This window comes from Acidaminococcales bacterium, assembly GCA_031290885.1.
Classification (GTDB): Bacteria; Bacillota; Negativicutes; order Acidaminococcales; family JAISLQ01; genus JAISLQ01.
Genome location: JAISLQ010000059.1, coordinates 34,092 through 58,789, shown reverse-complemented (window position 1 = coordinate 58,789; position 24,698 = coordinate 34,092). Strand labels below are relative to the sequence as shown.

27 protein-coding genes and 1 riboswitch are annotated in these 24,698 nt (G+C 54.1%); of the genes, 15 read left to right on the top strand and 12 right to left on the bottom strand.

Annotated elements, in window-relative coordinates; all coding sequences use genetic code 11:
• Nucleotides 1-170 precede the first annotated feature (170 nt).
• Nucleotides 171-279: riboswitch (glycine riboswitch) on the bottom strand.
• A gap of 271 nt (nt 280-550) precedes the next feature.
• The 9 genes from rarD to rpsU form a co-directional block, all read right to left on the bottom strand.
• A complete protein-coding gene (gene rarD, locus LBO03_07330) occupies nt 551-1,480 on the bottom strand; it encodes an EamA family transporter RarD (protein MDR3349399.1) in 930 nt (309 codons plus the stop codon).
• 14 nt (nt 1,481-1,494) lie between these two features.
• A complete protein-coding gene (locus LBO03_07325) occupies nt 1,495-2,373 on the bottom strand; it encodes a PilZ domain-containing protein (protein MDR3349398.1) in 879 nt (292 codons plus the stop codon).
• A gap of 278 nt (nt 2,374-2,651) precedes the next feature.
• Complete coding sequence (locus tag LBO03_07320; GenBank protein MDR3349397.1) at nt 2,652-3,377, bottom strand: energy-coupling factor ABC transporter ATP-binding protein; 726 nt, start codon at nt 3,375-3,377, stop codon at nt 2,652-2,654.
• Nucleotides 3,378-3,439: 62 nt separating this feature from the next.
• Entirely contained in the window at nt 3,440-4,207 is a 768-nt protein-coding gene (gene cbiQ, locus LBO03_07315; protein MDR3349396.1) for a cobalt ECF transporter T component CbiQ, read from the bottom strand.
• Between the two features lie 41 nt (nt 4,208-4,248).
• Complete coding sequence (locus tag LBO03_07310; GenBank protein MDR3349395.1) at nt 4,249-4,845, bottom strand: hypothetical protein; 597 nt, start codon at nt 4,843-4,845, stop codon at nt 4,249-4,251.
• 3 nt (nt 4,846-4,848) lie between these two features.
• A complete protein-coding gene (floA, locus tag LBO03_07305) occupies nt 4,849-5,844 on the bottom strand; it encodes a flotillin-like protein FloA (protein ID MDR3349394.1) in 996 nt (331 codons plus the stop codon).
• 110 nt (nt 5,845-5,954) lie between these two features.
• Nucleotides 5,955-7,238, bottom strand: a complete 1,284-nt coding sequence (locus LBO03_07300; GenBank protein ID MDR3349393.1) for a hypothetical protein — start codon at nt 7,236-7,238, stop codon at nt 5,955-5,957.
• Between the two features lie 167 nt (nt 7,239-7,405).
• Nucleotides 7,406-7,861: a GatB/YqeY domain-containing protein gene (locus LBO03_07295; GenBank protein ID MDR3349392.1), complete on the bottom strand. Its 456-nt coding sequence runs from the start codon at nt 7,859-7,861 to the stop codon at nt 7,406-7,408.
• A 14-nt stretch (nt 7,862-7,875) separates the two neighbouring features.
• Nucleotides 7,876-8,052 (bottom strand): 30S ribosomal protein S21, encoded by a 177-nt coding sequence (rpsU, locus tag LBO03_07290; protein ID MDR3349391.1) that lies wholly within the window; start codon nt 8,050-8,052, stop codon nt 7,876-7,878.
• 416 nt (nt 8,053-8,468) lie between these two features.
• Here rpsU and LBO03_07285 point away from each other — a divergent pair, with 416 nt between their 5' ends.
• The 15 genes from LBO03_07285 (at nt 8,469) to LBO03_07215 (ending at nt 22,507) form a co-directional block, all read left to right on the top strand.
• The gene (locus LBO03_07285; GenBank protein MDR3349390.1) at nt 8,469-9,950 is read left to right on the top strand and encodes an LCP family protein; all 1,482 of its coding nucleotides are present in this window, start codon (nt 8,469-8,471) and stop codon (nt 9,948-9,950) included.
• Nucleotides 9,951-10,601: 651 nt separating this feature from the next.
• Nucleotides 10,602-10,895 carry a transposase gene (locus LBO03_07280; protein ID MDR3349389.1) on the top strand — a complete coding sequence of 98 codons (294 nt, stop codon included), beginning with the start codon at nt 10,602-10,604 and terminating at the stop codon, nt 10,893-10,895.
• Nucleotides 10,896-11,033: 138 nt separating this feature from the next.
• Nucleotides 11,034-11,423: a transposase gene (locus tag LBO03_07275; GenBank protein ID MDR3349388.1), complete on the top strand. Its 390-nt coding sequence runs from the start codon at nt 11,034-11,036 to the stop codon at nt 11,421-11,423.
• 419 nt (nt 11,424-11,842) lie between these two features.
• The gene (locus LBO03_07270) at nt 11,843-12,949 is read left to right on the top strand and encodes a TRAM domain-containing protein (GenBank protein MDR3349387.1); all 1,107 of its coding nucleotides are present in this window, start codon (nt 11,843-11,845) and stop codon (nt 12,947-12,949) included.
• A gap of 18 nt (nt 12,950-12,967) precedes the next feature.
• Nucleotides 12,968-13,660: a 2-C-methyl-D-erythritol 4-phosphate cytidylyltransferase gene (gene ispD, locus LBO03_07265; protein MDR3349386.1), complete on the top strand. Its 693-nt coding sequence runs from the start codon at nt 12,968-12,970 to the stop codon at nt 13,658-13,660.
• On the top strand, nt 13,661-14,143 hold the full coding sequence (ispF, locus tag LBO03_07260; GenBank protein ID MDR3349385.1) for a 2-C-methyl-D-erythritol 2,4-cyclodiphosphate synthase: 483 nt from the start codon (nt 13,661-13,663) through the stop codon (nt 14,141-14,143).
• An 18-nt stretch (nt 14,144-14,161) separates the two neighbouring features.
• Nucleotides 14,162-15,655, top strand: a complete 1,494-nt coding sequence (gltX, locus tag LBO03_07255; protein MDR3349384.1) for a glutamate--tRNA ligase — start codon at nt 14,162-14,164, stop codon at nt 15,653-15,655.
• Nucleotides 15,645-17,075, top strand: a complete 1,431-nt coding sequence (gene cysS, locus LBO03_07250) for a cysteine--tRNA ligase (protein MDR3349383.1) — start codon at nt 15,645-15,647, stop codon at nt 17,073-17,075. The genes gltX and cysS overlap by 11 nt, the downstream gene beginning before the upstream one ends.
• On the top strand, nt 17,072-17,539 hold the full coding sequence (locus LBO03_07245) for a ribonuclease III (protein MDR3349382.1): 468 nt from the start codon (nt 17,072-17,074) through the stop codon (nt 17,537-17,539). The genes cysS and LBO03_07245 overlap by 4 nt, the downstream gene beginning before the upstream one ends.
• On the top strand, nt 17,539-18,237 hold the full coding sequence (gene thyX, locus LBO03_07240) for an FAD-dependent thymidylate synthase (protein MDR3349381.1): 699 nt from the start codon (nt 17,539-17,541) through the stop codon (nt 18,235-18,237). Before LBO03_07245 ends, thyX begins: the two co-directional genes overlap by 1 nt.
• Nucleotides 18,227-18,976, top strand: a complete 750-nt coding sequence (rlmB, locus tag LBO03_07235) for a 23S rRNA (guanosine(2251)-2'-O)-methyltransferase RlmB (GenBank protein ID MDR3349380.1) — start codon at nt 18,227-18,229, stop codon at nt 18,974-18,976. The genes thyX and rlmB overlap by 11 nt, the downstream gene beginning before the upstream one ends.
• Nucleotides 18,973-19,491 (top strand): NYN domain-containing protein, encoded by a 519-nt coding sequence (locus LBO03_07230; GenBank protein ID MDR3349379.1) that lies wholly within the window; start codon nt 18,973-18,975, stop codon nt 19,489-19,491. The genes rlmB and LBO03_07230 overlap by 4 nt, the downstream gene beginning before the upstream one ends.
• 380 nt (nt 19,492-19,871) lie before the next feature.
• Complete coding sequence (locus LBO03_07225) at nt 19,872-20,162, top strand: helix-turn-helix domain-containing protein (GenBank protein MDR3349378.1); 291 nt, start codon at nt 19,872-19,874, stop codon at nt 20,160-20,162.
• 3 nt (nt 20,163-20,165) lie between these two features.
• Nucleotides 20,166-21,407 carry an adenine-specific methyltransferase EcoRI family protein gene (locus LBO03_07220; protein MDR3349377.1) on the top strand — a complete coding sequence of 414 codons (1,242 nt, stop codon included), beginning with the start codon at nt 20,166-20,168 and terminating at the stop codon, nt 21,405-21,407.
• Nucleotides 21,404-22,507, top strand: a complete 1,104-nt coding sequence (locus LBO03_07215; protein ID MDR3349376.1) for a DUF262 domain-containing protein — start codon at nt 21,404-21,406, stop codon at nt 22,505-22,507. The genes LBO03_07220 and LBO03_07215 overlap by 4 nt, the downstream gene beginning before the upstream one ends.
• Before the next feature lie 16 nt (nt 22,508-22,523).
• Here the strand turns inward: LBO03_07215 and LBO03_07210 are convergent, their stop codons facing one another.
• The 3 genes from LBO03_07210 to LBO03_07200 are packed head-to-tail and all read right to left on the bottom strand — an operon-like array spanning nt 22,524 to nt 24,693.
• Entirely contained in the window at nt 22,524-22,883 is a 360-nt protein-coding gene (locus LBO03_07210; GenBank protein MDR3349375.1) for a hypothetical protein, read from the bottom strand.
• A 19-nt stretch (nt 22,884-22,902) separates the two neighbouring features.
• Entirely contained in the window at nt 22,903-23,559 is a 657-nt protein-coding gene (locus tag LBO03_07205; GenBank protein ID MDR3349374.1) for a DUF4145 domain-containing protein, read from the bottom strand.
• Between the two features lie 42 nt (nt 23,560-23,601).
• Nucleotides 23,602-24,693: a DUF362 domain-containing protein gene (locus tag LBO03_07200; GenBank protein ID MDR3349373.1), complete on the bottom strand. Its 1,092-nt coding sequence runs from the start codon at nt 24,691-24,693 to the stop codon at nt 23,602-23,604.
• Between the last annotated feature and the right edge of the window lie 5 nt (nt 24,694-24,698).

Here is a 24,698-nt window from a genome sequence, read left to right as displayed (position 1 = left end):
TGAAACACGCAAAAGACTTGCGCCATGGCTTGCCGCCCGGCGGGCGCAAAACATGTCCCCGCCGCAAAAAAACAAAAAGACGCGACAAAGAAAACCACTCTCCTTTGCCTCTGTCTTTTTGCCTGAGAGATTACCCCTTCGGCGGCACGGCTGTGCGCTCTCAAGAGATTGGTCGGGCCAAGGTCCTTTTTGCCTGAGAGACTGAACAAAGGGCTTGCTCCTTCGGCGCCGCAGCCGCCGGCTTTAGCCTGCGGCCGCGATCTCTCCCTTGGCCTTCATGCCACGCTGTTTAATTGTCGCCGCGCCTTTTTCGGGCGGCTTCAGGGAACATTCAATAGCTGCCTGCGGACATTGCGGCAGAGGATTTTTCCGTATGGCATGGCATCGGCCTACGGGCGGAAAAAGATCCAGCGTAGCGCCGCAAGCAACCACAAGAGATTCCCATATCTATATAATACCAAAAAAAATTCGCTTAGGCAAACGGCAATTTACCTTTTGCGTTTGCCCGCCACAAGCGCGGCGGAAAAACATGAAAGGGCACATTTCCCCGTCAGGCGCCCGTGCCGGATGAAGGGCGGTTATGCCCGGGGGCACGTTCTTTTCCCGGCAGCCGGCCGGACAAAGAAAATACGGCCAACGCCAGCCAAATCAAGGCAAAAGAGACAATATGGGCATCGGTAAACGGCTCGCTGTAGATTACTGTCCCCAGTAAAAAGGTCAGCGTCGGGCAAACATACTGCGTCATGCCCAGCGTCGAGAGCGGCAGCTTGTTGGCGCCGTTGGCGAAAAGAATAAGCGGCGCTGCCGTTACCGCGCCCCCGGACAGCAAAAGCAGGCTCGTCAGGGACAGATCCGGCCAAAACCCCTCTCCCCGGCAATAAAGGCTGCCCAGATAAAGCGCCGCCAAGGGCGCGAGCAAAAGCGTTTCGATTGTAATGCTGATGAAAGCGTTCATTCCGGCCTTTTTCTTGCACAGCCCGTAAAGCCCCATGCTGAAAGCCAGTCCGAGCGATATCCATAAAGCGGCGCCGAAGCGCGCCGCCAAGTTGCCGACGCCCAGCGCCGCCAGGAAAATGGCGAACTTTTGCCACAAATTCATCCGCTCGCGCAAAAAAATTACGCCCAAAAGCACGTTGACCAACGGGTTTATGTAATAACCGAGGCTGGTTTCTAGCACTCGGCCTTTATTGACCGCCCAGATGAAAATAAACCAATTGGCGCTGATAAGGACGGCGGCGGCGGCCACTAAAAGAAATTTCTCCCTTTGCCCGCGAAGTTCCCGCAAATCCGCGCGAAAGCCGGCGGACATCCCCAACGCCGCGACAAGCAGCCGCATGAACACAAACGACCACAAAATCCGGTGCGCTAAAATTTCGTCGGCGGGCACGGCGCCCAAAAGTTTCCAATAAACGGGGAACAGCCCCCAGATGGTAAAAGCAAGAATGGCGCTCAAAAGGCCGCTTCTTTGCTCAGCGCGCATTCGCCCGCCTCTTTTCATTCGGAACTGCTGTTTATAACAATCCTTCTTTGTATCTGATGAATGTAACGGGCGATTTTGTTCTCGGTATTGTGCGGCAGATCGACGAACTGCGAGCCTATCCAATAATTATCTTCGGAGTATTCCGACTTGACTGAGCGCACAGCTTTGCAAAACGCCTGAAATTTGCCGATGCCGGGGAAATCGTTGGCTTCAATTTTGACCAATTTGCCCGGCTCAAGCGGAAAATCCAGCACATACCTAACCCCGCCGCAACTTATGTCGAGGCAGTTTGTCCTGACCGTCGGCAGGAAAATGCCGTTTTTGGTTTCCACCCTGACGCCTATCGGCAAAAGCACGTCCATGCGCAGCGAATTGCGGCGCTGTACGCGCTTGAAATCGGACGGCATATCCAATACCCACACAGGATAGCCTTCCAGCTTGGTGATTCCCAAAACGACCGTTTCAAAAAAATAAACATTGCTATTAAAAATAAAACTGGCGTTTATGCTGCTGCCCATCCCCGGCACGACAAAGGCGTTGTTGTAAACGGGAATATCTACGCACAGCCGGTCGGGCAGGGCGCCGCGCACCTGCGTTTCGTATATTCGGTCTTTATTGCCGGACTCCACCCGGGCCTTGATTTTTTGCCCGGGCTTAAACCAGTCTTTAGGCGTCAAAAGCACATGGGCAGGTTTTTCCGCTACCTTGTCCGCGTTTGCGCTTGCCTGTTCCGCCGGCGTAGAAATTATGATAGCGGGCTTTTTTTCGATATTTGCCTGTGAGTTCCCGGCCGTATCGGTGGCGGGGCGCTCATTGGCATCTTGTTCCGCGCATGGTTCTTTTAGCAATTTTTCTGGCGTATCTATAACGATCATCCCCAAGACGCGTTTCATTTTGGCTTGCTATCGTTATTTGGACCTTACTGGAATTGCGCACACTTATGATGGGCAAAGAATTACTGTTATTATATATAATAACATAGTTTTTTATCTTTTTACAGCAATTTTCAATATGGCGGAACATTGGCGCAAATTGCCATCTCATACTGTTCGCGGGTTAAAAGCATACTATCTTTCTGCGGCCAATTTAACGCCCCGCTTTGCCCGAAAGCATCGCCGCAACTGGCCGCGCGGACACCATCCATTGTTTGCGGACAGCCCAAGCCGACCCGTTACAGGCCGGCGGGCGGCTCTATGCGCGCCGCCGCCAGCAGCCCGGCGTCGCGGAAGATATCCTGCGGCGCGCCCTGCGCCAATATTGCCCCGTCGCTTAATAGGATAATTTTGCCGCATGTGTCCATTACTAAGTTCAAATCATGGGTGGCGATAATTTTAGTTGCGGTTATATTGTTAAGGGTATTGATCAGCCGCCGCCGCGAATAAGAATCAAGCCCGGCGTCAGGTTCGTCAAGCGCCAGGATTTCCGGCTGCATGGAAAGGACGCTGGCCAGCGCCGCCAGGCGCTTCTCCCCGCCCGACAACTGATAGGGCGCGCGCGCGCCGATTTTTGCCGCGCCTACCGCCTTCAGGGCGGCGTTGGCGGCATGGGCGGCCGCGCTGTCGCTGAGCCCTTTGTTTAAAGGGCCGAAGGCGACGTCGTCAAATACTGTAAGCATAAAAAGTTGGTTGTCCGGATTTTGAAAAACAAATCCTACCTTTTGCCTTATTTGTTTCAGGTTCTCAGGCGACGCTTCCAGCCCACAGACAGACAAACGTCCCGCCTGCGGCAAATATAGGCCGGCCAGCAGCGACAGAAAAGACGTTTTCCCGGCGCCATTGGCGCCGACCAAACCTATGCCCTCGCCTTTTTTTATGGAGCAGTAAATACCGGATAGCGCTTGTCTGCCGCATGGATAACTGAATTTTACATTTATGAACCTTATCAATTCCTCGGACATAGATCCTCTCTTTTCGCGGCGGCGCTTTCCGCCTGTCGCAAAGCGCAAAATAAATTATTGCTTCAACGATAAAAGCGAGCGGCTAAAAATAGGCCGCAGAAAAAAACCGCGTAAAGAACATCCTGCGCACGGATGCCCTTTTGCCCTACAACAGGCAGCGACCCGGCAAAACCGCGCCCCAGCATGGCCTGATGTATATTTTCGCAGCGGTTCAGCGTGCGAAGGAGCAATTGCCCGAGCAGCGGCCCCCAAACTTTTCCCCTTATGCCGCGGCCGCAACTGCGCAGGCTGCAGGCGCGCGTAGTATGCCAAGTTTCAATCAGCAAAACATGTATGTACCTGTACAGGATAAGCAGCTGTTGAACAAACAGTCGCGGCACAGGCAGGCAATGCAGCGCGCGCGCCAGTTGCGCCATGCCGGTCGTTGCCAGCAAAAGGGAGCCGGCGATAATTGTCAAGATAAATTTCAGAACAATGTTCAGCGCGAATACAAGGCCAAGCGGCCAAGTAGCCCCTGCTATGCGGACATCGGCGGCGGGCACGAAAAACAGGCTGGACAAAACGAGAAAAAGGACAAAGGGCGAAGCCAGCAACACCCGCAAAAAAAGAAAGCTCCAAGGTATATTGCCTGCTGCCGCGAGGAATATTGGATAGATAAAAAGCGGAAGCATTCTATATACTTCCGCCGGAGGGAAAGAAATCACTATGAACAGAAAAAAGATTGTCGTTATGAGTTTGGCAAGGGGATGCAAAGAATGAACAGGCGAATCTTGCCGCGCCAATTCTTCCGCTCGCCGTATTTCCTTTTGCCATAATTCAATTTTGTTCATGGTTTTCCGAAAAATATTGCCCAGGAAATAAAAACAGGCAACTACAAATAATGGCGGCCGGAAAACATCCGCCGTTTGGGGCGCAACGCTTTTGGCCGGGCGAAAATCTCCGCCATAAGCAAGCCATGTGCCATGTCGGTGCCGGTAAAAGCCGCAACGCGGCTATTGCCGGCAACTGGAACAGACGCGGACGGGAAAGGGACGGCAGCGGACGCCGCAGTTCCCGACCGGGTTTCCGGCACGTATGTTTTGGTTTCTACGCCGCCGCATGTGCGGACAGCTTCGCCTTCGTCCAGGCCGTCTTGAGCTTTTGTGCCTTCCGCTTCGTATTCGTTTTCGTAATCGTCCCCGCTTTCGCCGTCGCTTTTGTAATCATCTTCATATTTTTCCCGCCCGCCCGAATTTCCGGCGCCGCCGTTTTCCTGCCCGCCCGCGCCCTCCGCTCCAAAAACGTCCTCCAGCCATTTTTTGAATTTTTTCTCTTCCTCGGCAACGTCCCGTTCGCTTTCCGCCGTATCTTCCGGCGGCGGAACAGGCGGACGCCGACTGTCTTCCCTATCGGTTTTTGGGTGTTTGAACAGCCGGTAAAACCACATTGCGACTTGAAAGATCACGATCAGCGCGAAAAGCAGTTTCATGTTTTACTTACCGGCCGGCGGCAGTTCGCCGCTCTCGGAGGATGCGCCGGCGATATTGTTGCGCATCTGGGTATCGGCGATTATGTTGTTCATGTTATAGTAGTCCATCACGCCCAATTTGCCGTCGCGAAGCGCAGCCGCCAGCGCCTGCGGCACTTGCGCCTGCGCTTCGACGACCCTGGCCTGCATTTCCTGCGTATAGGCCTTCATTTCCTGCTCTTTCGCTACAGCCATGGCGCGCCTTTCCTCCGCCTTGGCCTGGGCTATCCGTTTGTCGGCTTCGGCCTGCTCGGTCAAAAGATGGGCGCCGATATTGCGCCCGACGTCAACGTCGGCTATGTCGATGGAAAGTATCTCAAAAGCGGTGCTCGCGTCAAGCCCTTTCTCCAGCACGGTGCGGGATATGTGGTCAGGATTTTCCAGCACTTCCATGTGCGAATCCTTGGATCCGACGCTTGTCACTATGCCTTCGCCCACGCGGGCTATGATGGTCGCTTCGCCCGCGCCGCCCACCAACCGGTCGATATTGGCCCGAACGGTAACCCGCGCTTTTACTTTAAGTTCTATGCCGTTTTTGGCGACGGCGGAAATGGCGGGCGTTTCGATGACTTTGGGGTTGACGCTCATCTGCACGGCTTCAAGTACATTGCGGCCGGCCAGGTCTATGGCGAACGCCCTTTGCAAGGTCAGGTTTATTTGGGCCCGGTGCGCCGCGATCAAGGCGTCTATGACTTTGTCGACATTGCCGCCGGCCAGATAATGCGCTTCCAATTGATCCGTGTTCACATCCAGCCCGGCCTTGTTCGCCTTAATAAGCGGCAGGACGATTTGCGTTGGGCTTACCCTGCGCAAACGCATACCGACAAGATTGACTATGCCCACGTGCGCGCCGGCGGAAATGGCTGATATCCATAGTCCCAGCGGGACGAAATGTAAAAACAAAGATAACGCGACTATGGCCAATATAACGATTACGCCGCTGCCTAAGATTAATTGCATAAACAAAATCTCCCCATATAATCAAATTTACAAACAGGACAACGACGCGCCTGGTTTGCGCCGCAGCAATGCCGGCGGCAATTTCTCGCCCGTTCCGCCCCAAAAAACCGTCAGGCCTTTTTGACGAACAATTTGCTGCCTTCCGTCCTTGTTACTACGATAAGTTCCCCGGCATCGATAAATTCGCCTTGCGTCAGCACGTCAAACTTTTTGTCGCCAATCGCCGCCGTACCGCCGGGGCGCAATTGCGTAACGCTGACGCCTTCTTGCCCCAAGTAGTTTTCATAATTTGGCCCGGCGCTGAACCCGGCTTCCTTGCTGGAAGTATTTTTCAGTATGACCTTGTTCCAGAGCGTGCTGGAAGGCAGCCGCCGGAGCAAGAGCAAAAACAAGACGATCGCTGCGGCTATGCTGGCAGACAGCCAGGCGACGGCGTTCTGGTCGCCGCCAAGCACAAGAAAAAAGCTGCCCACAATTGCTATGATGCCGCTGATGCCGAACAAGCCGAACCCAGGGATGAACGCTTCAATGACCAAAAGCACGACCCCCAACAAAAAAAGCAGAAGCTCGATCCAGCCCAAGATGCCGACGACCAGCCCGCCGCCGAACAAAAGAAGCGCCCCCAAAGCGGCTACAGCCGCGCCTATGCCCAATCCGGCGGTTTTTATTTCGGCGATGATCGCAAAAATTATAATGGAAAGGAGAGCCGATTTTACTGCGGGCGTTTCAATTATACTGACAAATGTTTCCCGCCAGCTTTTGCTGACAACTTCTACCGCGCAATTTTCAAGATCCAAGGAGCGCAAAAGCTGTGCCCGATCCGGCGCGACGAAATCGGCCAGCCCTTCTTTTACCGCCTGATAATCGGTAAGGGCCAATATCTGGCCTTTTTTCGCGTATTCCTTGTATCCGAGGGTTTTGTCCACCATAGCTTGCGCCATTTGCGGGTCGCGGCCGGTTTGCTTTGCGGTGGCGGCAAATTCGGCTTTAACGGCGGCGATGGTCTTTTCTGTCGTCGGTATGGGCTCGGCCGCCCCGATGCTGCCGCCCGGCGCCATAACTATCCGCCCGTGCGCGAGCGCGATCAAGGCCCCCGCCGACCAGGCGCGGTTTTTGACATAACAGACGGTCGGGATGGGACTTTCTATAACCTTGTCACGGATATTGGTCGCGGATTCTACCAGCCCTCCAAAAGTATCCATTTGCAATATAAAAAAAGCGGCGCCCTTTTCTTTCGCCAGTTCAAGCCCTCTTTGGACAAGCGCCGCCTGGCCGCTGTCAATCTCGCCCGAAAGCTCGACTACTACCACGTTTTTGTCGGTCGCCGCCCACGCCGCCTGGCCATTGAAAACCAAAAACAACGCGGCCAAAATGGCGCACAGCGTTTTTGCCAAACTCCCGCCTCTTTCCTTAGCTGCAAATTCAGACAGCCGCGCAGCCTTAAATAAACAAAACAGCGTTTTTTCTCGCGGCCACTCCTTATAGCCGCTTGCGGCGCTAAGGGCGCGGCAGCCTTGCACGAAAGCCCAGTCTTCCATGCCCCGTTATTGGCCAAAGACGATCATTTGCCGCCGAGCGTTTCCTGCACAAGCCCACTGACCTGTTTGCCGTCCGCCCGGCCTTTTATCCTCGGAGCCAAAAAAGCCATGACTTTGCCCATGTCTTTCGGCGAAGCCGCGCCGGTTTCCCGCACGGCTTCCGCCACAAGCGAACGCACTTCGTCCACGGTGAGCTGTTTAGGCATATACGCCAGCAAAATATCTATTTCCCGCTGCGCCTGTTGCGCCAGGTCAGGACGGTTGCCTTTGGTGAATTCCGCAAAAGAGTCCCGGCGCATTTTGACTTCTTTGGCCAAAACGGACACAACCTCTTCTTCGCCAAGTTCGCGCCGCGCTTCTATTTCCGCGTATTTTATGGCAGCCCTGACCATGCGGATGACCGAGAGGCGGAACTTGCCGCTTTCCCGTTCCCGCATGGCATCTTTCATATCTTCGCCCAGTCGCGTCTTAAGCGACATATAAATTACCTCATTTACTTGATCTTGCGTTTTCTCGCCGCTTCAGATTTCTTTTTGCGTTTTACGCTGGGTTTTTCATAATGCTCACGCTTGCGAACCTCGGAGAGGACGCCCGCTTTCTGGGTAGCGCGTTTGAAACGGCGCAATGCGCTGTCCAAGGTTTCGTTTTTCCCAACTTTTACTTCAGCCATTTATCATCCCTCCTCCCCTGATTGACGTTAACAAGGAGAGTAAATCATTGATATGCCTGTTTATTATACCGCAAAACGCAACGCCGTGTCAATGAAAGCAAAATTCGGGGCAAGCCAAATTAACCGCAAAGGCGCCGTGATTTTGTCCGCTGTAAATATTGCCGCCGCAGAGCCTGCGCGCCTACGCCAAATCCCGCAACAGCCCCGCCACATTTTTTTGCGGGAATGTCGCGGCGCAAACTTGACGATCAAAGCCGCTTGTTGCTATACTAAAATATATATAGGCTGCTTGTCCCGCCGTTTTGCCCAAAGCGGCGGGGATGCCCGAACCGCTGCCGGTTGCTCGGCAATGGGCCGGCTGCCGTTATAGATAGGGCGAATGCTTGTTTACTTTGTTGTGTTTGCGAGTGATGTATTTGATTAAAAAATTCGCGGTGATTTTTTTTACGATTGTTGTTACCGCTTCCATTGCGGCTTACGGCGCTTTTCAGGTTTTTTACCGCTCGCCGCGCACGGTGCGGCCGGATATAAAAAAACCGGAAAAAGAAGATAAATTTGTCGCGGCCGGCCAGACGAACGTCGTCATTTTGGGCGTGGACAAGCGCAATGACGATGCAGGCCGGGCGGACGCGATCATTGTCGCCATGTACGATCCTAAGGCGGAGAAGATCAACTTAGTTTCCGTGCCGCGCGACATGAGGGTGTATATAAACGGCGGGCGCTGGGACAAGATAAATCATGCCTACAACTACGGCGGAACGGAAAATGTCGTCGCGGCGCTGGAAGGGTTCCTGGGAATAAGCATAAAATATTACGTGCAGGTGGATTTTTCCGGCTTTGAGCGGATTGTGGACGCCGTTGGCGGCGTCCCGCTCAACGTGCGCGAAAGGATGTATTACGAAGATCCCTGGGACGGGCCGTTCGGGCTTGTTATCGACCTGGAACCGGGCGAACAGGTGCTTGACGGCAAAAAGGCCATGCAATTTGTCCGTTACCGTGACGAGGAAGGGGACGTTGGCAGGGTAAGAAGACAGCAAGATTTTATCGCCGCCTTTTACGCGAAAATGTCCGATCCGGCTATGTGGATCCGGCTGCCCGACTTGGCGGCGATCGCTTTAAGTTCCGTCAGTACCAATATGGGCTTTGCCGATATGCTGCAAATCGGCCGGACGCTGCAAAAAAGCAGCCGCACCGGCCTTAACGCCTTTGCCGCGCCGGGCGAGCCGGTACACATTGACGGCATAAGTTATCTGTTGCCTGACGTCATGGCTATTCGCACGGAAGTGACGAAAATGCTTGGAATGGACGCCGAAAGCGACTTTATGAATTCCGCGCGCCAGCTTGCCGCTCTCTATAAGGATTCGTTGCCGGAGAATGTCGTATATTACGGCGATGACCTGCCGGAAAGCGAGGCCGCGAAAGAGCAGGCCGATGGCGAAGCGGTTGCGGAAAAGGCCGATGGCAAAGAACCAGCGCCGGAAAAAGAAAAACCAGGCGGCAAAGAACCGCCCGCGAAAAAAGAAAAACTAGGCGAAAACGAGGGCAAGAAGCCAACGCCGGGCGGCGACCGATCCGCTCCCCCGGCAGCCGGCGGCAAGCCTAAAACAAGCGCGCCGGCGGAAAGGCTGCCGCGGCAATTGCGCGCGGCGGTAGTCAATTGCAGCGGCGACCCCGGCGGCGCCGCAAAAATGCAGTCCCTGCTCCAGGGCAACGGCGTAACTGTAACTGAAATATCTGACGGCAACATACAAAACAGCAGTTCCATCATCTCGAACACTTATGACGGCTGGGTCTTAAGCAAACTGGCCGGCCTGCCTTTCCGCTACTCGCTAAAACTTAGCCGCAACAGCGAATCGTCGGTGGAAGCGATCGTATATGTTGGCAAAGATTTTATTTGAGGACAGGGGGATATTTCGTTTTTGTTAAAGATGTTGCTTGAATTTAACAAACAATAATGTTATAATTTAGTTCAATTAACACACCCCTCATTTTGCCCTTGCAAAAGGGCTTTTTTTATTGGCGGCCTTCTTGTGCCGGTCTTGCCGCGAAAAACGCCCCGTGCCCGGGCGAAACATGCCGCGCCGCCGAATTTGCCGGCTATAAATATAGCTCCCGCTTCCAAATCCACGAAACCGAAAGGATGGTGAGGCAAAAAACGCCGCAACCATAATAATTTGGCGCGGCAAGCGCAGCTACTCACGCAACAACCAGTTCAAAATTAAAATCGAAAAAGTAGTCCATCAGAGCTATGCAGACAGTAGACTTTCTGCGCAACCAAAAATGTGATATGCTCATTATATTAAAAGGGATAAAGCGTACAACCTTTGCGAAAATGATGGAGATCCTATATATTCCAGAAGCGGAAAAGCTGTGCAAAAGCGGCCACAAAAGCAAGTTGCCAATAGAATACAAACTTCGTATCTCGCCGGAATATCTGCGCGAGTACCGTACATATTTTCACATTGCCCAAGACTGCGGGATGTAGCCATTTAGACCAATATATAAAGAAATAAGTCAAATCATGCGATAAAAAATACAGGGAAAGAGCGATTGCATTCGAGAAAGCGGGACACCCCTTCGCCGATCAGCAAGAAGTCTTCGGGATTACGGCGGCGACCCATTGCGACCGGAGCAAGTGGCAAGAAGAGGGCGGCTTTCGCGCAAGATCGGCAAAGACACGGCGTGGCAAGATTGAACCGGAACAACTGCCGAGGGCGATTGAGGAGAAGCCCGACGTCTATCTGCGCGAGTTGGCCGGCAAATTCCACTATGCGCTCCAATCCATTGGCTACAGGCTCAGGAAACTCAAGATTTCTCGAAAAAAAGACGTTCACGTATTCTGAACAGATAGGGGCGGAGAGGGGAAACTTTCCGGGGGCGCCGGCAAAAATTTCGGAAGGCGCGCGCGCGTACGTGGGCGAAAGCAGCATAAACAAGCGCCTTGTCCGCGAACATGGGCATGCGCGGCGTTAAGGACGACGATGCCCTGCCGGGGGCGCAAGTTTCAACGGACAAGCGTGGTGGCAGGGCAATACAAAACTACAGAGGGCACAAAAGTGGTTTCGTGTCGCTGTTATGTTGGCACAATGAACGGGGAGAGGTTTGCAGATTGGTTCAAGAAGGACCTTGTGAAATCCGTGCCGCGCAAGTCGGCCATAATCTTGGACAGGGCGGCCTTCCACCGAAAGAAGAAGCCCAAGGGCTTGGCGAGGAGACACGGGGCGCGCGTCCTGTTTTTGCCGGCAAATTCGCTTGACTTGAACCCCATAGAAAAGACCCGGGCAAACATAAAGCGGGAGACAGCTGACATTTTGCGGGTAACGGACGACTTGGTGCCCGCCATATCGCAATATTTTTTGCGTTATCCCTAACTGCATAATTGTTAGACTGAATTACTATAATTGTAGGCGCTGTTGCTGTTTTTCGGCCAGCGGCTTTTTGGTTTCCGCAATGTTTCTTGGGCGATGTCGGCTTTTCCGGCGTTTCGCGGCAAACCGCCCGGACTTTGGCGGCGAAACGCCTACTTTCCCGCGCCGGTGCCAGTTCGCCGTTCTTTGGAAAACCTCTGGGGGCATCTCGCGGCCTTGCAGTTATTTTTCATAAGGCGGCGCGTAGGCATTGTTATTGCATATATTTTTGTGTATTATTAAGGTATGTGGCACTTTATAAAAACAAAGGCCGCCCGGCATACGAACAATCGCCATAAATAACGCGCCAAAGCCCGAGCCCTGCCGGGCGCGGCGGCGCGCCGGACGCGGATGATATTATGTTTGTGCAAGGGGGTGAAAAAATGCTGGAGAAAATTTGGCGCATAGTTATTGTCGTGGTTTTTTCCTTCAGCGGCCTCTTGCTTGGGCTTTATATAATGACGTTTGTTTCCATACTGGTCGAGCCGGTCGTTTTGGACATTGGCTTGTTCAGCGTCCCGCTTACATCCATCTTGTCGTACTTGTTTGGGTTTGCCGCTTGCGGCATTTTGGGTTATTTTTTAGCGCCTTTAATTATAAAATACATCTACATCTGCTCGGCGCTTGTCCTCAATATGTTGGCGGAATTGCCGACAAGCGAGATTGCCATTGGCGCCGCCGGGCTCATAATAGCCCTCATCATGGCGAATCTCTTGGGGAGCGCCGCTTCCCACCTGCCGTTTATCGGCCATTATCTGCCAATCGTGTTGAGCGTGGTATTAGGCATTGCCGGCGTGAAACTCGCGCTTGCCAAAAAGCAGGACATCATTAAAATCGGCAAACCGCTTTTTCGCGAAAAAAGCGTGAAAAAGCCAAAAATAGCGGCCACAAGTCCCGCCGTTTCCAGTAAAATACTCGATACAAGCGTTATTATCGACGGACGGATTGCGGATATCTGCAAGACGCGCTTTTTAGAAGGGACGTTGCTTGTACCCCAGTTCGTGCTTGAGGAATTGCAGCGCATAGCCGACTCCGCCGATGCCATGAAGCGCGGCCGCGGCCGGCGCGGCTTGGGCGTTTTGCAGGAGATGCGCGACGATGGTTATTGCGCGGTGGAAATTGTCGATTATGATTACGACGACCTGACGGAAGTTGACTCCAAATTGGTCAGGCTGGGGCAGGAATTGGGCGCGAGCGTCGTTACCAACGATTATAACCTGAACAAAGTGGCGGAGTTGCAAGGGGTGCGCGTGCTCAACATAAATGAGCTGGCCAATTCGGTAAAGACCGCCGTCCTGCCGGGCGAGGAAATGACGGTAAACATCATCAGGGAAGGCAAGGAATTTAACCAGGGCGTGGCCTATCTTGACGATGGGACGATAATCATCGTCGAAGGCGCGCGCCAGCGCATAGGCGAGATGATGGAAGTCATCGTTACGTCCGTTTTGCAGACGGCGGCCGGGAAAATGGTTTTTGCGAAACTAAAGTGATTCGCAAAGGAGAAAACGATGGGAAAACTTCATACAATCTTGCCGGCGGCTGGCCGCGGGCTGCGCTTGGGCGCCGGCGTGAACAAAATGTATATTAAGATCGGCGATCTGCCTGTTTTGGTTTGCACTTTGAAAGCGCTCAACGCCTGTTCGGCTTGCGAGGCCGTAACTGTTGCGGCCGCGCCGGAAGAATTGGCGCACGTTCGGGAATTGCTTGCAGAATACAGAAAATTCTTTCCGCGCCTTGTCTGCGCGGCAGTGCCGGGAGGGGAAACGCGCCAGCGCTCTGTGGGCAACGCGCTTAAACAAGTGCCGGCGGATTGCGAATTTGTCGCGATACACGATGGCGCGCGCCCTTTGATTGCCGCCCCGGTTTTTGAACGGGTATTGGCGGCCGCGCACAAAACCGGCGCGGCGATTGCGGCCGCCGGCATCCATGACACGGTCAAGTTTGTGCGCAACAATTTGATTGAGAGCACCGCAGATCGCGCGCATGTAATGTTTGCCCAGACGCCGCAGATATTTTCCCGCAAAATAATTGCCGATGCTTACGCGAAAGCGGAAAACGAAGGTTTTTTCGGCACGGATGACGCATCGCTGGTGGAAAACGTCGGATACCGGGTAGCGGTGGCGGAGGGTGATCCATGCAATATAAAAATAACCACCGCCATGGATATTTTTTTGGCTGAGAAGCTGCTTGGCGGGGAATGAATGGATTTTCGCATTGGGAACGGATTTGACGTGCATGCCCTGTCGCCCGGCCGGCGCCTGATCATAGGCGGCGTTGCCATTGAGCATGAGCGTGGGCTTTTGGGACATTCCGATGCTGACGCGCTTACCCACGCCATAGCCGATGCCCTTTTGGGGGCGGCCGGGCTGGGCGACATCGGGCGGCATTTCCCCGACACCGATGAGCGTTACAAAGACGCCTCCAGCCTTGCGCTTTTGGCCGAAGTAATAGAGCTTTTGCATGCGGTCGGCTGGCGGGTGAACAATATAGATGCCGTAGTCGTGGCGCAGGCGCCTAAAATGGCGCCTTATATAGAAAAAATGCGGGAGAACATTGCGCAAATATGCCGCGTCAGCGCCCAGGCCGTCAACGTAAAAGCTACGACGACCGAACTGCTTGGCTTTGTCGGTCGCGGCGAAGGGATAGCCGCCGAGGCTGTGGCAAGTATCGTAAAGTTTCTATGAGGAGTGCGTGAAATCATTATGGAAAGCAACCAAGTGAGAGTACGCTTCGCGCCCAGCCCCACCGGGCCTTTGCATATCGGCGGCGCTCGTTCGGCGCTGTTTAATTGGCTGCTGGCCAAAAAGGCCGGCGGCAAATTTATCCTGCGGATTGAGGATACGGATCTGGAACGCTCCAGCTCCGAGTCGGAGGAAAGCATCAAGGACGCCTTGCGCTGGCTGGGGCTTGCCTGGGACGAGGGCGTAGACGCGGGAGGAGAGTACGCTCCTTATCGCCAGACCGAGCGGACGGCCATATACAAGGAATATACGCGAAAGCTCATGGAAAGAGGCCAGGCCTACCATTGCTTTTGCAGCGGCGAGGAACTGGAACAAGAGCGGCAAGCGGCGCTGGCCCGGGGGCAGGCGCCGAAATATTCCGGCAAATGCCGTCAGCTTGACGCCGCGCGGCGGGAACAATACGAAAAAGAAGGCAGGAAACCGGCGGTCAGGTTTCTCGTGCCGCCGGATCAAGCGATAGTGGTTGACGACCTTGTGCGCGGCGAGGTAGTTTTTGACTCGAACGGCATAGGCGATTTCATCATTGTCAAATCGGACGGCCTTCCGACTTATAATTACGCGGTGGCCATAGACGACGCTTTGATGGCGATTACCCATGTCATAAGGGGCGAGGAGCATCTGCCAAACACGCCGCGGCAGATGCTTGTTTACCGGGGGCTGGGTTTTGCGCCGCCGAAATTCGGCCATATTTCCCTTATTCTCGGCAAGGACCGCAGCAAAATGAGCAAACGCCACGGCGCAACTTCGGTGGAAATGTACCGGCGGCAGGGTTACCTGCGGGAAGGCCTTTTGAACTTTTTGGCCCTGCTCGGCTGGGCGCCGGCCGATGAGCGGGAAATATTCACGGCGGCGGAACTGGTGGAGGATTTTTCCCTGTCCCACTGCGCGAAAAGCCCCGCGATTTTTGACTTGGAAAAACTCAACTGGATAAACGCCCAGCATATCAGGAAATTGTCGGACGAGGAATTTTACGCTTTGGCATTGCCTCAACTTTTGGACAGCGGCCTGTTGCCAGCCGAAGGGTCGCGGGAGAAAAGCTGGCTGCTCAAGGTCGTGGCAACGGCGCGGGAACATGTTTCTTGCGCGGCACAGATCCCGGAGCATATAAAGCTATATTTTGAAGATGAATTTGACTTTGAAAACGAAGAAGCAAAAGCGGCGCTCAAGGAGGCGAGCGCCGGGAAAGTGCTGGCAGACTTCAAATCGCTGGTGGGCGCGGCAAAAGATTTGTCCCTTCCAAGCGTAAAGGCTCTTTTAAAAGAATTGGCCAAAAAAAGCGGGCTTCCCGGCAAAAAGGTATATATGCCGGTGCGGGTAGCCCTTACCGGCAAGATGCACGGCCCGGAACTTACGCAAATCATCCCGCTTTTAGGGGCACCGGCGCTAATAAAGAGGGTAGACTGCAGCCTTGCGAAAATATCGGCGGAAAGGGCGGGGGGACAGGATGAGCCTTAAAGTTTACAATACCCTGACCGGCGGCAAAGAAGATTTTATTCCCTTGGAACCCGGCCGGGCGAAAATATATGTTTGCGGCGTTACCCCCTACAACCACCCGCATATCGGCAACGCCCGCCCCTTTGTTACATGGGACGTGTTCCGCCGTTATTTGGAATATTCGGGCTATGATGTGCTGCATGTGCAGAACTTTACCGACATTGACGACAAGATAATTAAAAACGCCCAGGCGGAAACCCTTTCCTGGCGCGAGGTCGCCGACAAATATATCGAAAGCTATTTTGCGGCCATGGATCGGCTCGGCATAAAAAGGGCCCATATTTACCCCAGAGTGTCGGAGCATATAAGCGAGGTCGTCGCCATGGCGGCGTCCCTGGTCGAAAAAGGTTACGCCTACGCCTCGGACGGCAATGTTTATTACCGGGTGGAAAATTTTCATGATTACGGGAAACTGTCCAAACGCAACCTTGCCGATATGCAGGCCGGAGCGCGGGTGGATGTGGACGAAAACAAAGAGCACCCGATGGACTTTGCCCTTTGGAAAGCGGCCCGCCCGGGAGAGCCTTCCTGGGAAAGCCCCTGGGGACGGGGGCGGCCGGGCTGGCATATTGAGTGTTCGGCCATGTCTTTGCGCTATCTTGGGGCAGGGTTTGATTTGCACGGCGGCGGGAGCGATCTTATCTTCCCGCATCATGAAAACGAAATCGCCCAGGCGGAAGCGGCCACGGGCTGCCGGCCTTTTGTCCGTTACTGGCTGCACAACGGGTTTATCACCTTAAACAAAGAAAAAATGTCCAAATCATTGGGCAATTTTTTCCTAGTGAAAGACATATTGGAAAAATACGATCCGCAAGTCTTGCGGTTTTTCCTCTTGGCCACCCATTACCGCAGCCCGCTTGACTTCAGCGGCGAACTGATGGATGACGCAAAGCGCGCTCTGGAGCGTCTGGGCACGGCGAAAGAATGTCTCGCTCGGCTAAAGTCCCTGCCCGGCCGCGGGCCGAATGCGGCCGGCGCCGAACTTATGGCGTCGGCGCTCAGGCTGAAAGCTGACTTCATCGCCGCCATGGACGATGACTTTAATACGGCGCTGGCCGTCAGTTACCTGTTTGCTTTAGCCAAAGAAATAAATATTTACGCGCAAAAGGTCGAAGGCGGGGAACCGCCTGACGGCAAAGCCATTCAAACGGCGGACGACGTGTTCGGCATGACGTGCGCGATCCTCGGCGTTTTGGAAACGGGCGGCAAGCCGGAAGCGGACGGCAAAACGGCTGACGTCATGGCCGTGCTGATAAAACTGCGCCAGGCGGCCAGGGAAGGCAAAGATTACAAAACGGCGGACAGCATCAGGAACGATCTGTCGCAGATCGGCGTCATGCTTGAAGACACGCCGCGGGGAGTACAATGGAAATTTAAATGAGGTTTGAGCAATACCGCTTTTTAAAAGAAAAACTTCTCTCTTTAGCCATCTTGGCGGACAGTCGGGAAAGAACGCCGCAGCCCGCGCCCTTGGTTCTGGCCTACATAGGCGACGCGGTGTTTTCCCTCTACGTCCGCGAGCGGCTGGCGGCAGCCGAGCGCGGCAAAGTGCGCGTACTCAACGATGTGGGCGCGCAGATTGTTTGCGCGGCGGCGCAGGCAAGTGCGCTGGATGAAATTTGGCCGCTTTTGGTGCCGGAGGAAGCGGCGGTTGTCCGCCGCGGGAGCAACGCCAAATCTTCCGCGCCCAAAAACGCCACGGTACGCGAATACCGGCAAAGCACGGGCTTCGAGTGCTTGCTGGGCTGGCTGCATTGGCGCGGGGATAGTGGGCGGCTTTGTTTACTGATGGACAAGGCTTTCTGTTTCTTGGTCGAAAACTTACGAAAAAGGGCAATTGATTGATGAATGTCGAACTTTTATATTACACGCCGGAACCGGAGCGGGCGGTCGCCCTGGCGGGGCGGCTCTGCTATTCGCCGTCCGGACTCGGCGAGTTGGCTGCACGGCTTGATGAAGCGTCCGCGCGCGGCTTTGTCCGCCGGCTGGCGGCAATGGGGCATTTGTCCACATTTGAGCACGCTTCCTTTACTTTCGCGGCGGAAGGCATCTCGCGCGTTTTGACCCATCAACTGGTGCGCCACCGGATAGCGTCCTATTCGCAGCAATCGCAGCGGTACGTGTTTGAAGGCGACTTTGCCGCGATAACTCCTTTGTCGGTAGAAAACAACCCGGCGGCCAAACAAAAATTTCATCTGCTGATGGACGAAATCCAAAAGACCTATAACGAGCTTACCGCCCTTGGAATAGACAAAGAAGACGCGCGTTACGTCCTTCCCAACGCGGCGGGCACGCGGATCATCATAACGATGAACGCGCGCTCTTTGCTTAACTTTTTTCAATTGCGCTGCTGCTTGCGGGCGCAATGGGAAATCAGGCGGCTGGCGGAGGGCATGTTGGGAAAAGCCCGCGCGGTCGCGCCGGCGCTTTTTGAAAAAGCCGGGCCATCCTGCGTTGCCGAGCGCGTCTGCCGCGAAGGGGAAAAAACCTGCGGGCGCCTGGCCGCGCTTTTAAAAGAGGACGGGGCGCGCGATGGCCGATGACCTTTTGCTCGGGCGCAAAAGCGTGCTGGAAGCGCTGAAAGCCGGCCGGGAGATCGACCGCGTAATCGTGCAGGAAGGGCCGCGGCAGGGCAGCATAAAAGAACTGCTTTACCTGGCCGGGGAAAAGGGCGTGCCGGTAAACACGGCCCCGAAAGCCCGCCTGGATGCGATAGCCAAAGGGACGCCGCACCAAGGGGTGGCCGCTTTTGCCGCGCAAATTCATTACCGGGAAATAGAAGACGCGCTGGCGGCGGCCGCCGCCAAAAATGAACCGCCTTTTCTGGTGTTGCTGGCCGGGATTCAAGACCCGCACAATACCGGCGCGATCATCCGTACCGCCGCCGCCGCCGGCGCCCACGGGGCGCTCATCCCCGAAAAGCGCGGCTGCCAGATAACGCCGGCGGTCATGCGCGCGGCGGCGGGCGGAGCCGAACATATTCCGATCGTGCGGATCGGCAACATAACCGGGACGCTGAAAGAACTGAAAAAGCGGGGTTTGTGGATAGTCGGGGCTGACGCGGGCGCGGGCGCCGATTACCGGGAGGCGGAACTTGATTGGCCGCTGGCGCTGGTCATCGGCGGCGAAGATAAAGGCATGGCGAGGCTGGTCAGGGAAACCTGCGACATCGTCGTCCGCATCCCCATGCCGGGAAAAGCCTTGACGCTGAACGCGTCAGTCGCGGCCGCCCTGCTTATTTACGAAGTGTTGAGAAAGCGCGGCGCGGGGAAACACTTATGAACAAAGGCGCCTGGCTGCTTGTGGACGGTTACAATGTGCTTCATAACTGGCCGGCCTTTGACAAGCTGCGGGTGGCGGATCTGTCGCACGCCCGCGACCGGCTGGCGGACACTATAGCTGATTACGCCTCTTTTAAGGGCTGCCTTCCGGCCGTCGTGTTCGATGCCTACGCGGCGAAAGGTGATGCCGTGGTGGAACACCGGCCAGGGGTTGACGTGGTGTTCACCGCCGAAGGCGAAACTGCCGATTCATATATAGAAAAGGCTGCTTACCGCCTTTTGCGGGAAAAGAACGACGTCTTTGTCGTTACCGGCGACCAAAGCGAACAAATGGCCGTGTTGGGCATGGGCGCTTACCGCCTGGCCGTCGGCGAATTTATTGGCGATTGCCTGAAAACAGGCCGCGCGATCGCCGAAGCGGGCGGCGGCGGGCTTTTGGCCGGTCGCCGGGAAGTGTCCGAGCGCCTTGCTTCGGAGGTCGTAACCAGGCTGGAAAAACTTAGGCGGGACGACTGAACGCGGCTCGGAAAAACCCCACCTCCATTTGAGCGACTGTCCGGCGCGCACGAAATACGCAAACAGCTTGTCGGCTGGTTTTTTCTATTTATGCCAAGAAACATTCTTTATATTGTGTTGCCTGCCGAACCTGCCGTGAAAACCGACAAGCATCCCGCCCGTGCTACAATTATGCACGGGGAGAAAGAGACGCTCCTGTGCCAGCGGCGGTTTTGGGGCGGCAGGTTCGGCCATGCCCCCGGGCCGTTCCCGGACAAAGAGGGCGGGGCCCCCGCGAAATCGCGGGGGCCCCGCCCTCTTTGTCCGGGAAAATCCCTGACGTGGCAGGCGCCGGTCATTGCATGTTCGTTCGGGAGCGTTTGTCAAGGACATAGTTTGGCGTGGAGAAAAAAGCCCTTTCTTTATTCGTTGTGACGCTGTATAATGAATTGAGTTGTCGGATGGTCGGGGCGCGAGGTGAAACGATGGATTGGATAACCACAAAACAGGCTGCCGATGAATGGGGCATAACAGTGCGACGTGTCCAAGCGCTATGCGATAACGGGCAGGTGAACGGCGCAACTAAGTTGGCAGATATGTGGGTGATTCCCAAGGGCACACAAAAGCCGCTTGATGGCAGGACAAAGGCGGCGCGTGAATCTAAAGAATCCAATATGCACGGGGGCAAGTAACCAATGGCAGCAAAGGCGGGCAACAGCAATCTGCATGATTCGTCAAGAAACAAGCAAGATGAATTTTATACCCAACTTTCGCTTATCGAGAGCGAACTAAAACACTACAAGGGGCATTTCAGAGGAAAAGTCGTATTATGTAATTGCGACGACCCCTATGAAAGCAACTTTTTCAAATACTTCGCCATCAACTTCAATTCGATGGGGTTAAAAAAACTCATAGCAACGTGTTATGCAACGTCCCCGATTGTTTATACCCAGTTGACGCTATTCGGGGCGGAAATGGCCGCAGGAGCAGAACCGGGCAAAAAAAAGCCATATAAAATCGAAATTGCCGAAGTTACAGACGAAACCGGCGACGGGCGCGTGGGGCTTGCCGACGTAGAATATCTGTTGAGAAACAAAAAGAACGTGCTAACCCTTTTACAAGGCGACGGCGATTTTCGGAGCGCGGAATGCATTGAACTTTTGAAGCAAGCGGATATAGTCGTCACCAACCCGCCCTTTTCACTTTTTCGTGAGTATATAGCGCAACTTATGGAATGTGAAAAGTCGTTTGCCATCATAGGCAACATGAACGCAGTTACTTACAAGGAAATATTTCCATTAATAGCTACCAACAGATTGTGGTTGGGTTATAATAGCGGTCATTATTGGTTTGCCGTTCCCGACAACTACGAGGCAAAGGCGACTGATTTCAAGATAGATGAAAACGGGCAAAAATGGCGCCGCATGGGTAACATTTGCTGGTTTACCAATCTTGACATAGAAAAACGCCATGAGGACATGGCTTTGTTTAGAACGTATTCGCCCGACGTTTACCCTAAATACGACAATTACGACGCAATAAATGTGGATAAAACCGCCGATATACCATGCGACTATTACGGCGTAATGGGTGTGCCGATTACGTTTCTGGATAAATATAATCCAGAACAATTTGAGATTGTCGCGTTCCGAAAAGGCAATGACGGCAAAGACTTGACCTACTCGTTCACAGATTATTCACAAAATGTTAAAGCAGAGGACGGCACAGCCGTACAGCCGTACAGCCGTACAGCCGTACTTCCGCATACTCATTCGACGGGCATAGACACCCGGCAGCAAACGGAGAACGCAAGTATGCGAGACTGCTCATTCGCAACATCAATACCCGGAATGATTAAGAGCAACGACGGCAAAATCAACGGGAGAACAACATATGCTCGTATAACAATACGAAGAAGGAGTTTGTCTACACAATGAAAATCAAACTGCATGAAATCCCAATCCGCGAGGTTGTCGCAGGGTACAAGGACAGCGCGGAAAACGGCGTCGTGGGGTACAACAGCCGTCTAAATGTTCGACCTGCCTTTCAGCGCGAGTTTATCTATAAGGATAAACAACGCGACGAGGTTATCCGCACGGTACGAAAAGATTTTCCGCTCAATGTTATGTATTGGGTGCTGTCCGACGACGGCAATTTTGAAGTGCTGGATGGGCAGCAGCGCACAATCAGCATTTGCCAGTACATCAACGGTGACTATTCCATTGACCATATGGGCTTTGACAACCTGACCAAGACAGAGCAAGGGCAAATTTTAGCCTATCCCCTTATGGTTTACATCTGCGAAGGAACGGACAAGGAAAAACTGGACTGGTTTGAAATCGTCAATATGGTAGGCGAACAGCTTTCCGCGCAGGAACGCCGCAACGCCATCTATACGGGTGAATGGCTGACCGAGAGCAAGAAGTATTTCAGCAAAAACGCTTGTCCGGCATATGCCATCGCAAGCGACTACATGCGCGGCTCACCGATACGGCAAGAGTATTTGGAAACTGCCGTACGCTGGATTGCGGCGAAAGGCGGCGACGAAATAGAAGATTATATGGCGGCTCATCAACACGACACGAATTGCAACGAGTTATGGCTATACTTCCAGACCGTCATAAATTGGGTTAAAGCGACGTTCCCAAACTACCGCAAGGAAATGAAAGGGCTTGAATGGGGTATTCTCTATAACAGGCACGGCGCGGGCAAGTACGACCCAAAACAGCTTGAAGCGCGTATATCCGAGCTTATGCAGGACGACGACATAACCAAGTTCAGCGGCATTTACGAGTATCTGCTATCCGGCGAGGACAGGAAGGCGGAACGCCTTTTGAGCATACGCGCCTTCTCGCCGAAAATGGCGCGGACGGCATACGAGCGGCAAAAGGGCATATGTCCGGCATGCAAAAAGCCCTTTCCCATTGAAACAATGCAAGCCGACCATATAACACCATGGAGCAAGGGCGGCAAGACGACCGCCGATAACTGTCAAATGCTCTGTGATGATTGCAATAGGCGCAAGAGCAATATTTAGATATGCGTAACAATTATTATCGTTTACCATAACAAATCACAGGAGGTGGCTTCGTTGTTTTATCACATTCTTGCAGAAACCAATGAAAAGGTCGAAAAGAACAATACAAATCCTCGGCGAAGATGTCCGCGTTCACGCCGTCCCAATGAAAACCGCCGTGAAGTTCAAACAAGAGCGCGGGCGGGCCGGATTCCGCATGGTTATTTTTGCTGGCGCACGGCGCGCGTTGGTTAGTAGGTTTGCCTTGTTCGTCTTTCAACCGCCCAAGCGTCCACAGGGTGCGAAAAATCCCCGCGATGGCGTAGCTGCCGATAGAGTGCGGCGTACTGTCCCCGCGGTTCCCCTGCGCCGCGAATTTCGAGATGTGCATAATCACGACAACCGCCGTATTTGGATCATTCAAGGTCTATGTTGACTATTTCTTCAAAGATAGCTTCGCGGTTATGCCGGGCGACGTACCATTCTTTGAGCAAAAGTTCCACGAGCTTTATCAGCCTCTGCGCTTCCTGCGGGTCAACGTCCAGCAGCAGGCCGTCCGCCTGTTTCATGCGCTCGCCGATGCCGCCAAGTTGGGAAATGCTGTCGATGGCCTGCCAGAGCTCCGCATCGACAAATTCGCGCAAGGCGCGGATCTCTTCATACAAAGTGTCTTTGTTTATTTCCCAGTAATCCCTTATTATGGCGCGCAGGCATCGCCTGGCTAAAGCGGCCGCCGCCCTTTCGCTGAATTCCAGCACCGAACAAGCCTCTTGGTAGTCGGAGGTGATTTGTTCGGGTATGTATCCGGGATATTTGGCGTAATTGGCGCGCGGGTGTATGTTTACAAAAAGGCCGTCAAGATCTTTGCTGTGCCCGAAGGCGTAAATGCTGACTTTTTTGCAGTTCGGGCATTTGATGAAGGCAACTTTGATAGAGGTAAGGTTGTCCCGTTTCCAAACTGCCGCGTTGTTTTTAAATTTTGTCACATCATGGAAATTGAGAAAATAATTAACGTACGTGTCTTGGCTCATGGCCAGCGACAGGCCGCAAAAAGGGCACTGATAAGCCGTCATTTTCCCGCCTCTTTCGTTGCCGCCCGACATGGGCGGCCAGTTTCAGTCTATTTTGATCAGTTTGTATTTCGCGCTGCCCAGGCCGATTTTTTCCGCGTACTTTATTTGGTAGGCGCCGTTTTTGGACTCTATGCGCTCTACCAAATGCTTTTTCTCCGCGTCCGGGCGCGCGTAAATAAGATCGAGGCTGGCTTTTTCCAGCGCTACCGGATCAAGGGACGCGAGAATGCCGATGTCAGGCATCAAAGGATGCGCCGCCCGCGCGTCGCAGTCACAGTCCACCGATAGATTGTTCAGCACGTTTATGTAAAGCGCCTTGCCTTTTTTGGTGTCAATCACCGCCTTGGCGTATTCAATCACTTTTTCGAGGAAAGGTTCGCCGGTTGAGGAAAACGTCCCCTCGCCCGAGGAGTGGATCGCCCTTTTGCCCCGCGGCGATGCCACGCCTACGGCAATGTTCTTAAATGTGCCGCCGAATCCGGCCATGCCGTGCCCTTTGAAATGGGCGACCGAGATCAGCCAGTCATAATCCAAAATGTGCGAGCCAACAATGGCCTCTTTGAGCCGGTTTCCGCCTGCAACCGGTATAACGCTGTCGCCGTCTGCGTCCAGGATGTCTACCGGCGCGAAAGTGAAACCATGCTCTTTCGCTAAGGCCAAATGTCCCGCAGTCGCAGCGCGCGCGCCGCCATACAGCACATTGCTGTCGGCCAGCGTGCCCCGGACGGCGCCGCTAAGGTCGCGCAAGAGGCCGGGCGACAGATAATTCGTATTGCCGCGCTCGCCCATGTGCAGCTTGATCACGACTTTGCCCGCGATATTGGCGTTCAGTTTTTTATAAACCGCCATAAGGCCTTTGCCGCTGATATCGCCGGTAAAGTAAACATCGGCGCCTTCGCCTGCCGGCGCTTTCACCGGATCGCCCGCCGCCGCTCCCTTTTTGGCGTCCAAAGCGGCGCAGCCCTGTCCGGCCAAAACGAAAAACAATAAACCGGCGGCAAAACAAGCGGCCAAAAACCCTCGGCCCCGCTTGCGCGTACAATCCGGCGGCTGCGGGCGCGCCTTGTTTTCGGCCATATCCCTCGCCCTGCGTCCGTTGCCCTGCATTTCCCGTTTCGGCGAAAACCTGGGCATTGCCT